Raw genomic sequence first — 13,380 nt, forward strand, 5'->3', positions numbered from 1 at the left:
AACCCTTTCTTATGGAAAGAATATGTATTTTCGTACTAATATTATAACAGAGATTTCTTTAATTGATGGAAAGGAGAGGCAGCAATCATGTGGAAATGGGAATCTGAGGTTGAACAACCTAAAGGCGTAATTGTAATTGTTCATGGAGCTGCTGAACATCATGGCCGTTATAAATGGCTTGTAGAAATGTGGAAATTGTCCGGATATCATGTTGTGATGGGGGATTTGCCCGGGCAAGGAACAACTACAAGAAGAAGAGGACATATTGAATCATTTGATGAATATATAATTGAGGTAAACGCCTGGTTAAAAGAAGCGAAAAAATTTGGTTTGCCTTTATTTTTACTTGGGCATAGCATGGGAGGCCTTATTGTGATTCGGGCTCTTCAGGAGAAACATCATGAAGTGAAAGCTGTTATCCTTTCGTCACCTTGTTTAGGCATTTTATACAAACCGAACAAAGCGTTAGAGCTTGCTTCAAGAGGTCTTAATATAATTGCTCCTACTTTTAAGGTAGAATCTAAATTAAGCGTCTCAATTGCAACCCGAAACAAAGCTGTACAGGATACGGATGAAAATGATTCATTATATGTGACAAAGGTTTCGGTTAGATGGTATCGTGAATTAATAAAGGCAATGGAAGAAGCGCAAAACCAGGTGAAAAAATTTCAGGACATTCCTTTGCTCCTTATGCAAGGCGGAGAAGATAAAATCGTAGACAAATCATTGGTAAAGGAATGGTTTAATAAGGTTGACCTTATGGAAAAATCTTATAAGGAATGGAAAGGTTTTTATCATGAAATTTTTAGCGAGCCTGAGCGTGACGAAGTATTTGAAGCAGCAAAACGTTTTTTTGACGCACATTGTCCTAAAACAGTAGAAATCAGCTGAGATTGTTACATGCGCAGGATAAGGGAAGGTCTCTTATTTATGACATCTTTTCTTCAAAATAATTTGCAAGAGGTGACACCCCTTTGACAGTACCACAGCACCCAATTAGACTCATGGCAAAAGTATATCGAGAAGTTTTTCCAATTGTTCATTTTTATATTAAGTATTGGAGAGAGCAAGCGGAAAAAATCCCAAATAAGGAGCTGAGAAATCAAGCAATTGCAAGCATTGATAAAAAGGGGTTTCACTGTGAAGGCGGCGGAATTTTGTCTATCATATCCGGGCCACATCAGCAGCAGTGTATTAAATTCATTGTGGCTTATCAAACGATAAGTGATTATTTGGATAATTTATGTGACCGCAGTACTTCATTAGACCCGGTAGATTTTAGAATGCTGCACCAATCGATGCTTGATGCCTTAACATGCGGAGCATCTTGCAAGAATTATTATCAATTTCGTGAGGACCAAGATGATGGAGGCTACTTACATAAGCTTGTCCAAACTTGTCAAAATGTTCTATCTGATTTAGAGCATTACCCGGTCATCTCAAAATACTTACTGGAATTATCAAGCTATTATTGTGACTTGCAAGTACATAAGCATGTGAAAAAAGAAGAAAGAGTTCCAAGGCTTGAAGATTGGTTTGAATGTCATAAAGAAAATTTACCGGAAATGGAATGGTTTGAGTTTTCCGCATGCACAGGGTCAACTCTTGGGATTTTTTGTTTAGTAGCCTATGCCTTTCAAGAAGACTTTGAAGAAAAACAGGCCGTTCAAATCAGGGAAAGTTATTTCCCTTATGTACAAGGGTTGCATATTTTGCTTGATTATTTAATAGACCAAGAAGAAGACGAAATTGGAGGGGATTTAAATTTTTGCAGCTATTATGATTCAGAGTCGATCATGATGAATAGACTGGAGCATTTTATCGAGAAGGCTGACCACCACTTATCAGGAATTCCTCATGAAAATTTTCACAAACTAATAAATCGAGGCTTATTAGGTGTATATTTATCTGATGATAAGGTCGCTTCACATAAAGAACTACATAAATTAGCAAAAAGGCTCATAAAATTAGGCGGAATGACCTCTTACTTTTTTTATGTGAATGGAAGAGCTTATCGTGCTTTTCAAAAGCTTCCTTGGAAGAAAAGTTCTTAAAGGCTCCTGTCCAAATGCTAAAATTTTTTTAAAAAGGCATCAATGTTTCCTGACATAGATGCCTTTTCCTATACACTAATAGTTAATGGTCATGAAAAAAGCACCTTCCCATATAAGAAGCTGCTCATTTCTGTCCGTCAATTTAGCATTTTTCAATAGCAATGATATATGGAGGATTGTTCTGTTTATTAATAAATTGATATTGTAACACATGGGCATCTGCAGGATTAATTGTTTTGACGAAATCCATCAAGGCATCTCGTTCAACTTTTCCCTCATCGTGGCCGTGATAAATCACGATGACAATCATCCCTTCTGGCTTTAACATATCCAAAAGCTGATCAATTGCTGAAATTGTTGTTTCTGGTACGGTGACAATCGATTGGTCACCGCCGGGAAGATAACCAAGATTAAAAATCGCACCTGCTATTTGTCCATGTAGTTCAGCGGGGAGCGATGCTTTTAGTTGCTGATGTCCCTGATGAAAGAGTGTTACGTGCTTGTCTAATTGTTCTGCCTTAAGCCGATCGATTGTATTATTTATTGCTTCTGCTTGAATATCAAACCCATAGACATGTCCATTTTCTCCAACCAGCTTTGCTAAAAAAACGGTATCATGACCATTGCCGATTGTTGCATCAATGACCGTATCACCCTGCTTGACAGCAGTTTGCAAAAGCTGTTTTGCAAAGGGCAAAATTCGTTGTAGCTTCATAACGTATTGATCCCTTCTTTTGTATAAAATTTCCCTTGGTAACTATTTCTCACTTTTAATTCAGCATCAATGGAATTTAATACATTCCACTTATCAACACTCCACATTGGACCAATCATTAAATCAATAGGTCCATCACCTGTAATCCGATGAACAATCATCTCAGGTGGAAGAATTTCTAATTGGTCGCAAACAAGGTTGACATATTCCTCCTGTGAAAGGAATTCTAGCTTCCCTTTTTCATATTGTTTAACCATCGGGGTTCCTTTTAACAAATGCAAAAGATGGATTTTTATTCCTTGAACATCAAGGTTCGCAACTGTTTTAGCTGTTTCCATCATCATTTCGTTATTTTCTAAAGGCAGGCCGTTAATAATATGAGAACAAACTCGAATACCATGCTTGCGTAATTTGTTCACACCTTCAACATAACACTCAAAATTATGGGCGCGGTTAATCAGCAGAGCTGTTCGTTCATGAATGGTTTGCAAACCCATCTCAACCCATAAATAGGTTCGCTCATTAAGCTCGGCTAAATATTCAACAACATCGTCAGGTAGGCAATCAGGCCGTGTGGCGATGGATAATCCGATAACTCCATCCAATCCAAGTACAGCCTCATATTTTTCTTTTAACACCTCAACAGGTGCATGAGTATTTGTGTAAGCCTGGAAGTAGGCAAGATATTTTCCGTCCTTCCATTTTTTATGCATCTTTGCTTTAATCTCATTGAATTGAGTAACGAGATCATCAGCTCGGTTACCGGCAAAATCACCAGAACCCGCTGCACTACAAAATGTGCATCCGCCATATGCAACAGTGCCATCACGGTTTGGACAATCAAAACCGCCATCTAATGCTACTTTAAAAACCTTATGACCAAAAGTTTGGCGTAAATGGTAATTCCACGTATGATAACGTTTATCGTCAGAGGCATACATAAATGGATTTAATTTGTTCAAAATGAAAATACCACCTTATTTTGCTGATTTATCAATCTTCATCAGAAAAGTTTATCATGATCACTGGCTGAATAACAGTTTTCTTTCCTACTTACCAATTATTATTAGTTAAGTTTTTAGTTCAGCCTGCAAACAATAAAATTGATGAAGCTTCAATTGACTTCATATCGTTTGGAGGAGAGATACAGATGGCAACAAGACAATCCGTTAACGAATATTTGCAACGCTGCAACGAAGCAATGAAATATGCACGTGAACAATGTAAAACAGGTGCCCAGCAAGAGCATTATAATGAAACCGAATATACAAAAGCACTTCAAGGACTTGAAAACGCAGTAAATGATATTAATCATTTGTCCCTTAGTGCGAATGATCAGCAGCAGGATCAGCTTTACCGTATGCGTCTTCAGCTCCAAGCATTACAAAATGAAATGATTTTATTAAGACACTAGGGGGATCCATATGAAAAAGCGTTCAAAACAAAATAATCCCGAGCAAAAAACAAAAAATGGTGTAAACAATAATGATCTTGAGCTTGGCCAAGATCTAGATCCTGTCATTCAAACGAAAGCAAAGAATGCGAAAAAAGGGCAGCCGATAAAATCTAAGCAAAGAGTTGAAAATAATTAAAAGATAAAAAGGGCCGATTTGGTCCTTTTTGAAAATTTAAGAATGCATACAAAGTAACAAATAATAAATTTCATTCAGCACTAAAAAAGAGACTATAGCTTAAAAAAATTGGCTGCAACCATTGCAGTCAATTTTTGTGTTATATGAGAAAATAATTTTTAGGAGGGATTACATAATGAAAATCGAAATTCGCTTATCAAAGAAAAGTGATTTTGAAAGGATAATTGAAATTGATCGTCGCGTATGGAATTCAAAGACTACTCCTTCGACCATCACGTGGAAATCAGTTGATGAATATGAAAATCGAAATCCAGAAGGAAGTCAGCTCATCGCACTTGTTAATGGCCAGGTAGTCGGATATTTAGGTTTTCATCCACCAACTCCGCTCAAAACCAACCAGCATGTAATGGAAATCGATCTGGCAGTTGATCCAGAGTATCAAGGAACAGGAATTGGCAGAAAACTTTTAGAAAACTATAAGCAGCGAGCTCGTGAAAAGGGCATATGTAAATTATCCCTGCGGGTATTAGCAACAAATGAAGGGGCGATCCAATTCTATAAAAAATGCGGATTTATTGAACAAGGAAGGCTAATTAATGAATTTTTTCTAGATGGCAAATTTGTTGATGATCTCCTCATGTATATCCAATTAAATTAACAGATTTCCAATGATCGAAAAGTCGGTAAATTCCCATTATTAGAACTTTGCAGGATGTGGTTGATTTCTATTGAAACCACATGATAATACGGTTAAAATTTCAGAGGAACAATCAATGAAATCTTCGCGGAAAGAGGATGTTTTTGCATCTTTGCTCTCCGTGATTTTTTTTTAAATATTTAAATTAAAACAAGCATCAACGTTATTGCTGCTTGAAAATAATAATCTAGTTCATTTAAGGGGGGATTATGATGCCGCGTGCTTTATGGCTGCTTGTTATTGGTATGATGGCCAATGTGATGGGGTCATCCTTTTTATGGCCGCTGAATACAATTTATATTCATGAGCATTTAGGAAAATCATTAACCGTTGCTGGAGTTGTTCTCATGCTGAATTCAGCAGCTAGTGTCATTGGCAACCTTGTCGGCGGTGTATTATTTGATAGAATCGGCGGTTATAAATCCATCATGACAGGAATTATTATTACCTTAGTCGCTGTTGTGACCCTCATGTTTTTCCATGGTTGGCCGATCTATATTTATTTACTTATTTTAATTGGTTTCGGGTCTGGAATCGTTTTTCCTGCTACATATGCGCTCGCTGGAACGGTTTGGCCGGAAGGCGGAAGAAAGGCGTTTAATGCCATCTATGTAGCGCAAAATATTGGTGTTGCTGCTGGTGCATCGCTTGGCGGAATCGTCGCTTCCATCTCGTTTCAGTATATTTTTCTAGCGAATGCAGCCTTATATGCTGTTTTTTTCTTGATCGCATTCTTCGGATTCCGAAATATTAATGGGGTTCATGTAAACTCTATGTTGGATCAAACGGCTGCTGTAAAACATCCGCAAAAATTCACGGCACTTGTTACTTTATGTATTGGTTATTTATTGTGTTGGGTTGGATATGTACAATGGTCAACAACGATTTCTTCACACACACAAACACTGAATATCCCGTTAAACCAATATAGTTTGTTATGGACGGTCAATGGGGTTCTGATTGTTTGTGCCCAGCCAGTTCTTTCGCAGTTCGTGAAACATGTTGCCAAAACAATAAAACAGCAAATGTTGATTGGATATATGATTTTTATTGTTTCATTCCTTGTTGCCGCAAACGCAGAACACTTTATAGGCTTTTTAATCGCAATGATCATTTTAACGATTGGCGAAATGCTCGTCTGGCCAGCAGTGCCGACAATTGCAGATAGCCTGGCTCCTAAGGGAAGACAAGGCTTTTATCAAGGTTTTGTGAACAGTACCGCAACAGGTGGAAAAATGATCGGACCGCTTCTTGGCGGATTCATTGCAGACTACTATAATATCAATTTCCTATTCATGGTCATTATCAGTCTGTTAATCATTGGAATCTTTACCACTATTCTTTACGATAAAAAACTGAAACCAACAGTGGAAAATGCTGCAGCGAGAACATAATGGGATTGGATGGGGACGGTTCTTCACAAGGTTGTGGGGACTGTCCCCTATTTAAGTCCAATTCAATATGTTACGATGAAAATAAAAATATTTGCTAGGGGAAGGTAAAATGTTAAATCAACGTTTTCCGTATGCCAAGGAGATTATTGAGACGGTTATTGAGAACGCTTACGTTTGGATCGTTATTGTTGATGCCAATGGGGACATTATTTATATGAATGACAATTATTGCCGTTTTTGCCAGGTTACAAAAGAAGAGGTTATTGGGCGGCATGTAACAGAGGTTATTGAAAATACAAGAATGCATATTGTTGTCCAGACAGGGGTAGAGGAAATCGCAGATCTTCAATATATTCGAGGGAACTATATGATTGCAAACCGCATTCCCATTTTTGCTGATAAAAAAATAGTAGGTGCGTTTGGAACGGTTATGTTTCGAGATACAAAGGAATGGCATGAGATGAATTCCCATGTACGCCATCACTTATCGTCCATTCAATCGTTTATTGAGCAGCAAGAGCTAACAGGTGCTAAATATACATTAAATGATATTCAATCAAACTCCCGCGTCATGGCTGAATTAAAGGAAAAAGTAAAATCAATAGCTGCAACTGACAGCTCTGTTCTCATAAGGGGAGAAAGCGGTACAGGTAAAGAATTATTTGCCCACAGCATTCATTTGCTTAGCAACCGGAGTGAAAAACCATTTATAAAAGTGAACTGCGGAGCTATTCCTGAGCAGCTTTTGGAGTCTGAATTATTTGGTTATGAAGATGGTGCATTTACAGGGGCAAAAAAGGGAGGAAAGAAAGGGAAATTTCAGCAAGCGAATGGAGGAACTATTTTTCTCGATGAGATTGGAGATATGAGTTTACATATGCAAGTAAAGCTGCTTAGGGTCCTTCAAGAAAAAGAAGTGGAGCCAATAGGGTCAACAAAATCAATACCATTGGATGTCCGTGTCATTACGGCTACAAATCGTCCGCTTGAGCTGCTCATGCAAAATCATACCTTCCGAAGTGACCTTTATTATCGGATCAGTGTGATTCCTTTGTTTATTCCTCCCCTGCGTGAGCGAATGGAGGATTTAGAAATATTAGTCAGCTATTTTATAAAAAAGGTTTCATTACGTACGGGAAAGCGGATTTCCATGATCCACGAAGAGGTGATGAATACATTTCAGCACTATCACTGGCAAGGGAATATTCGTGAATTAGAAAATGTCATAGAAGCGGCAATCCATCTTGCAAAAACAGATGTCATAACGTTGGAAGCGATACCTGACTACATAAAAAAGCCAGCGGTCATTCATTCAAAAACGACTTCACTTAAGGAAATGCTAAATGAAACGGAAAAAAATATTCTCCTCTCAACCATTAAAAAATATGACGGAGATAAAAGAAAAGCAGCTAAAGCATTGGGTATAAGCAAATCAAGTATGTATGAAAAAGTTCAAAAATATGGGCTTGAATAACGTAGTCCAGAAAATCGGAAAGCAGTCCAGAAAGTTGGACTGTTCTTTTTTTGTTGGTGCTGCAATACTCATATGTATGGACAAGTTCTTACAAAATAATAAATTTCCGTAAATTCGGAATGGCAGGTATGAACATATAAATCTATTCTCCGTTTTTTAGATCTCTTTTATGTTGGCATAGAACTTGCAAAATATAACAGTGAAAAAGAGAGGGGGAATTCGATTATAAATTTCAACAATATCTTAAACGTATTTTTTGAAAGCGATTACTTATAAACAAATTTACTGTAGCACCCTGCTGTATTGACCTAACAAAAAAAGTGAGTCTTACAATCTGCAAAAAGCCAGCTTAATGGTTTTAAAGAATGTGAAACTTCTACCAGTACCATAAAGTTGGAACAAAGGGGGAAAAACATATGTTAAGTATGATCGGGTTAATTGGAGGTTTAGCACTTTTAATCTATTTAACGATGAAAGGCATGAATTTATTAGTAGCTGGCCCGCTATGTGCTCTATTTGTTGCTGTGTTCAGCGGTTTGCCGCTTTTCCCGCAGTTGGTTGGTGAAGGGGAAGCGAATTTAGTCGGTAATTATATGACTGGCTTTTCCGGTTTTATTGCATCATGGTACTTAATGTTTTTACTCGGTGCGATTTTTGGGAAGGTGATGGAGGATAGCGGTTCAGCAGATAGTGTTTCAAAATGGATTGTCGAAAAAATTGGGATGAAACGAGCTGTTCTTGCGATTGTCATAGCTTGTGCGGTTTTAACATATGGAGGAGTTAGCTTGTTTGTGGTCGCTTTCTCAGTTTATCCTATGGCGGTTAGCTTATTTAGACAGGCCGATTTGCCGCGGCGTTTTATTCCTGCAGCCCTAGCATTTGGATCTGTTACTTTTACAATGACATCTGCCGGCTCTCCGGAAATTCAAAACTGGATTCCGATTGAATATTTAGAAACATCTCCTTATGCAGGCTGGGAAGTTAGTTTAATTGTTGCGGTATTTATGATGATTTTCGGCTATTGGTGGCTTAGAAGAATGATTAGGAAGGCCGTAGCAAATGGAGAAAAATTTATTGCTCGTGCCAATGATCCTGTTAATGAAGATAAGGCACTTCCTCATCCAGTAACAGGGATGATTCCGCTTCTTGTTGTTCTAATTATTTCCTTTGTCTTCCACGATTCTTTACAGCAATCTGCCTTAATTATTGCCTTATTAGGTGGAGTTATTGCGGCATATTTATTAAATCGAAAATATTTCACATCATTTTGGAATGCTGTTTCAGAAGGAACACTTGGTGCATTGATTGCACTTGGAAATACTGCGGCAGTAGTTGGATTTGGCGGAGTGGCTAAAGCTGTACCGGCATTCGAAGTTGCCGTTAATGCGATGACAAGTATTCCAGGCAGCCCGCTTATTGGTGGAGCAATTGCAGTTAGTGTTATTGCAGGTATGACAGGTTCGGCGTCAGGAGGCCAGGCGATTGCACTGCCGCTGCTTGCTCCGCATTATATGGATATGGGAGTAAATCCTGAGGCCTTGCATCGCGTTGTCGCCATTTCTTCAGGTGCGCTGGATTCATTGCCACATAACGGGTATGTTGTGACAACCATTCGCGGTATTTGTGGAGAATCTCATCAGGATGCCTATTATCCAGTTGGGGCATTAACAGTCATTGTTCCAGCCTTAGGAGTGGTATTGGCAATTATTCTTTTCTCATTCGGACTAGGGATTTAAGAACGGAGGTTGATCGTTGTGGTTCAAGGACAGGTTGTACTACTAACTGGTGCTGCTCAAGGAATTGGCTTTGAGCTTGCGAAGGCTTTTGCCGTGGAAGGGGCAAAGGTAGTGTTAACAGACTTACATGAAAATCAAGTAGCTGAAAGTGCTCAAATCCTGAAAGAGTTGGGGATGGAAGCAATCGGATTGAAATGTGATGTTACGAAAGAACAAGAGATCATAGAGGTTGTAAAACAAACTGAGGCGGCTTTTGGACGAATCGATACATTAGTTAATAATGCAGGGCTGCAGCATGTTGCCCATATAGAAGAGTTTCCAACTGAAAAGTTTGAATTGCTTATAAAAGTCATGCTCATTGCCCCATTTATCGCAACAAAGCATGTCTTTCCCATTATGAAAAAGCAGCAATTTGGAAGGATCCTTAATATCGCTTCCATCAATGGATTAATTGGCTTTGCCGGAAAAGCCGCTTACAATAGTGCAAAGCATGGGGTGATTGGCTTAACAAAGGTTGCGGCATTAGAAGGAGCAAAACACGGTATCACAGTAAATGCTTTATGTCCCGGTTATGTTGACACACCTCTTGTTCGAAACCAACTAGAGGACTTAGCAAAAACAAGGAAGGTGCCGCTCGAACATGTATTAGAAGAAGTTCTCTATCCCCTCATTCCGCAAAAACGCTTATTAACTGTAAAAGAAATCGCAGACTATGCCATCTTTCTGGCAAGTGAAAATGCCAAAGGCGTAACAGGCCAGGCAGTTGTCATTGATGGAGGATATACCGTTCAATAGGGAGTAAGGAAAGGTATCGGGCCAGTCCCAAAAATTAAAATAAAGTGTTTGCTTGCATCTCGAGTCAAATTTATATAAAATAATCTTAAATCTATATACAACATGAACGGAGATAAGGAGTAGTAGTCTGCATGAATGAGTCCAGAGAGTTGACGGCTGGTGTGAGTCAATCGATTTTTGCTGATGAACTCGCCTTTGAGTACAAATGTGAACGCCTCGTTTGGTAAAGTAATGTTTGTCGTTTATCCACGTTACGGATGTCAAAGTGGGCATGTCGCTATGCCAAAGTTGGGTGGTACCGCGGGAATTAAAACCTCTCGTCCCTGTTTGGGATGGGGGGTTTTTTCGTTATTTTATTTTTTATATCCCCATTTTCAAATGGCATACATGCAAAGTGAACTTACTTTGATCCGTTCAAGCGGTTAACAATATATATCTTAGATCTAGCTTTTAAGGAGGAAAACAAATGAGCTTCAATCATCAAGAGATTGAAAAGAAATGGCAAGACTACTGGTTACAAAATAAAACATTCAAAACGACAGAGGATGCAGGGAAACCTAAGTTCTATGCGCTTGACATGTTCCCATATCCATCAGGAGCAGGTCTCCATGTAGGGCATCCAGAAGGATATACAGCAACAGATATTCTATCCCGAATGAAACGCATGCAGGGCTATAATGTGCTGCACCCGATGGGATGGGATGCATTTGGGCTGCCAGCTGAGCAATATGCACTTGATACCGGAAATGATCCTGCGGAATTTACTAAGCAAAACATTGATAACTTCCGAAGACAAATCCAAGCATTAGGCTTCTCCTATGATTGGGATCGCGAAGTAAACACAACTGATCCAGAGTACTACAAATGGACTCAATGGATCTTTTTACAGCTTTATAAAAAAGGTTTAGCTTATGTAGATGAAGTACCAGTTAACTGGTGTCCTGCATTAGGAACGGTTTTAGCAAATGAAGAGGTTATTGATGGAAAAAGTGAGCGTGGCGGACATCCTGTAGAACGCCGTCCAATGAAACAATGGATGTTAAAAATTACAGCATATGCTGATCGCTTGCTTGAAGACCTTGAAGAAGTGGATTGGCCGGAAAGCATTAAAGACATGCAGCGTAACTGGATCGGACGCTCTGAAGGTGCACATGTTATCTTTACTATCGATGGTTTTGATGAAACCTTTACAGTATTTACAACACGGCCTGATACATTATTTGGTGCAACCTATGCCGTTTTAGCACCGGAGCATGCATTAGTAGAAAAAATCACCACTGTTGAGCAAAAGGCTGAGGTTGAAGCTTATATTAATGAAATAAAACATAAAAGTGATTTAGAACGAACAGAACTTTCAAAAGAAAAAACAGGTGTATTTACAGGGGCATTTGCTATTAATCCGGTAAATGGCGAAAAAATGCCAATATGGATAGCAGACTATGTGCTTGCAACATATGGAACTGGTGCAATCATGGCTGTTCCTGCTCATGATGAGCGTGACTATGAATTTGCTCAAAAGTTCGACTTGCCCATAAAAGAAGTTGTTAGTGGCGGAGATATAACAAAAGAAGCGTATACCGGCGACGGTGAGCATGTTAACTCAGATTTCTTAAATGGTCTTGGTAAGCAAGAAGCAATTGAAAATATGATTGCTTGGCTTGAAACGAATAAAAAAGGAGAAAAGAAGGTTACTTATCGTCTGCGTGACTGGTTATTCAGCCGGCAACGTTACTGGGGTGAGCCGATTCCGATCATCCATTGGGAAGATGGAACAATGTCTGCAGTTCCTGAAGAAGAGCTTCCGCTTGTACTGCCAAAAACGACTGAAATTAAGCCATCTGGTACAGGAGAATCACCGCTCGCTAACATTGAAGATTTCGTCAATGTTGTCGATCCAGAAACAGGTAAGAGAGGCCGTCGTGAAACAAACACTATGCCGCAATGGGCGGGAAGCTGCTGGTATTATCTGCGCTATATCGATCCAAACAACAGTGAAGCACTTGTAGCTGATGAAAAATTAAAGCAATGGCTTCCAGTTGACATCTATATTGGCGGAGCAGAGCACGCAGTTCTTCACTTGCTTTATGCTCGTTTCTGGCATAAGTTTTTATATGATATCGGGGTTGTTCCAACAAAGGAGCCATTCCAAAAGCTATTTAACCAAGGGATGATTCTTGGGGAAAATAACGAAAAAATGAGTAAATCGAAAGGAAATGTTGTAAACCCTGATGAAATTGTGGAAACACATGGTGCTGATACACTTCGTTTATATGAAATGTTCATGGGACCTTTAGAAGCATCTATTGCATGGTCTACAACCGGTCTTGATGGAGCAAGACGTTTCCTGGATCGAATCTGGCGTTTATTTATAGAAGACAACGGTGAATTAAGTCCAAAGGTTGTGGATGAATCAAGTGAATCACTTGAGCGTATATACCATCAAACAGTGAAAAAGGTAACGGAAGACTTTGAAGGATTACGCTTTAACACAGCAATTTCCCAATTAATGGTCTTCATTAATGAAGCATATAAAGCAACCGTCCTCCCAAAAGAGTATGTAGAGGGCTTTGTAAAATTACTTTCTCCAATCGCCCCTCATTTAGCTGAAGAGCTTTGGAACAAGCTTGGGCATGATACAACTATTTCGTATGAAGCATGGCCTGTCTTCGATGAAGCAAAGCTTGTTGAAAATGAAATTGAAATTGTCGTTCAAGTGAATGGAAAGGTTCGTGCTAAGCTGCTTGTTGCAAAAGATGTAACAAAGGATCAACTTGAGCAAATTGCCCTTGCCGATGATCGTGTGAATGAGCAAGTGAATGGAAAAACAATTCGCAAGGTAATTGCTGTTCCAGGTAAACTGGTTAATATTGTTGCCAATTAATTTTTAGACCGACTTAGCAAGTATCTTTTTACTTGCGGGTCG

12 protein-coding genes and 1 other annotated feature are annotated in these 13,380 nt (G+C 39.0%); of the genes, 10 read left to right on the forward strand and 2 right to left on the reverse strand.

Annotated elements, in window-relative coordinates; genetic code table 11:
- Positions 1-87 precede the first annotated feature (87 nt).
- Both Q1B07_RS10680 and Q1B07_RS10685 read left to right on the forward strand, forming a co-directional pair.
- Complete coding sequence (locus Q1B07_RS10680) at positions 88-891, forward strand: alpha/beta hydrolase (protein ID WP_299089285.1); 804 nt, start codon at positions 88-90, stop codon at positions 889-891.
- 83 nt (positions 892-974) lie between these two features.
- Positions 975-2,054 carry a tetraprenyl-beta-curcumene synthase family protein gene (locus Q1B07_RS10685; RefSeq protein ID WP_299089283.1) on the forward strand — a complete coding sequence of 360 codons (1,080 nt, stop codon included), beginning with the start codon at positions 975-977 and terminating at the stop codon, positions 2,052-2,054.
- A 142-nt stretch (positions 2,055-2,196) separates the two neighbouring features.
- On the opposite strand, the gene Q1B07_RS10690 is transcribed toward Q1B07_RS10685, so the two are convergent.
- On the reverse strand, positions 2,197-2,769 hold the full coding sequence (locus Q1B07_RS10690) for a class I SAM-dependent methyltransferase (protein WP_299089282.1): 573 nt from the start codon (positions 2,767-2,769) through the stop codon (positions 2,197-2,199).
- Positions 2,766-3,731: a TIGR01212 family radical SAM protein gene (locus tag Q1B07_RS10695; RefSeq protein WP_299089281.1), complete on the reverse strand. Its 966-nt coding sequence runs from the start codon at positions 3,729-3,731 to the stop codon at positions 2,766-2,768. The genes Q1B07_RS10690 and Q1B07_RS10695 overlap by 4 nt, the downstream gene beginning before the upstream one ends.
- A 188-nt stretch (positions 3,732-3,919) precedes the next feature.
- Here Q1B07_RS10695 and Q1B07_RS10700 point away from each other — a divergent pair, with 188 nt between their 5' ends.
- The 8 genes from Q1B07_RS10700 (at position 3,920) to leuS (ending at position 13,338) form a co-directional block, all read left to right on the forward strand.
- The gene (locus Q1B07_RS10700; RefSeq protein WP_299089279.1) at positions 3,920-4,183 is read left to right on the forward strand and encodes a YtzC family protein; all 264 of its coding nucleotides are present in this window, start codon (positions 3,920-3,922) and stop codon (positions 4,181-4,183) included.
- 10 nt (positions 4,184-4,193) lie between these two features.
- Positions 4,194-4,361 (forward strand): glycogen biosynthesis protein GlgD, encoded by a 168-nt coding sequence (locus tag Q1B07_RS10705; RefSeq protein WP_299089277.1) that lies wholly within the window; start codon positions 4,194-4,196, stop codon positions 4,359-4,361.
- A 175-nt stretch (positions 4,362-4,536) separates the two neighbouring features.
- A complete protein-coding gene (locus Q1B07_RS10710; RefSeq protein WP_299089276.1) occupies positions 4,537-5,019 on the forward strand; it encodes a GNAT family N-acetyltransferase in 483 nt (160 codons plus the stop codon).
- Positions 5,020-5,270: 251 nt separating this feature from the next.
- The gene (locus Q1B07_RS10715; protein ID WP_299089275.1) at positions 5,271-6,452 is read left to right on the forward strand and encodes an MFS transporter; all 1,182 of its coding nucleotides are present in this window, start codon (positions 5,271-5,273) and stop codon (positions 6,450-6,452) included.
- A 109-nt stretch (positions 6,453-6,561) separates the two neighbouring features.
- Complete coding sequence (locus Q1B07_RS10720; protein WP_299089273.1) at positions 6,562-7,926, forward strand: sigma 54-interacting transcriptional regulator; 1,365 nt, start codon at positions 6,562-6,564, stop codon at positions 7,924-7,926.
- A 416-nt stretch (positions 7,927-8,342) separates the two neighbouring features.
- A complete protein-coding gene (locus tag Q1B07_RS10725; RefSeq protein WP_299089272.1) occupies positions 8,343-9,662 on the forward strand; it encodes a GntP family permease in 1,320 nt (439 codons plus the stop codon).
- An 18-nt stretch (positions 9,663-9,680) separates the two neighbouring features.
- Positions 9,681-10,457, forward strand: a complete 777-nt coding sequence (locus tag Q1B07_RS10730; protein WP_299089271.1) for a 3-hydroxybutyrate dehydrogenase — start codon at positions 9,681-9,683, stop codon at positions 10,455-10,457.
- Positions 10,458-10,557: 100 nt separating this feature from the next.
- Positions 10,558-10,785: a binding site (T-box leader), on the forward strand.
- A 138-nt stretch (positions 10,786-10,923) separates the two neighbouring features.
- The gene (leuS, locus tag Q1B07_RS10735) at positions 10,924-13,338 is read left to right on the forward strand and encodes a leucine--tRNA ligase (RefSeq protein WP_299089270.1); all 2,415 of its coding nucleotides are present in this window, start codon (positions 10,924-10,926) and stop codon (positions 13,336-13,338) included.
- Positions 13,339-13,380: the final 42 nt, after the last annotated feature.

Source organism: uncultured Metabacillus sp. (genome assembly GCF_947503125.1).
Lineage (GTDB): Bacteria > Bacillota > Bacilli > Bacillales > Bacillaceae > Metabacillus.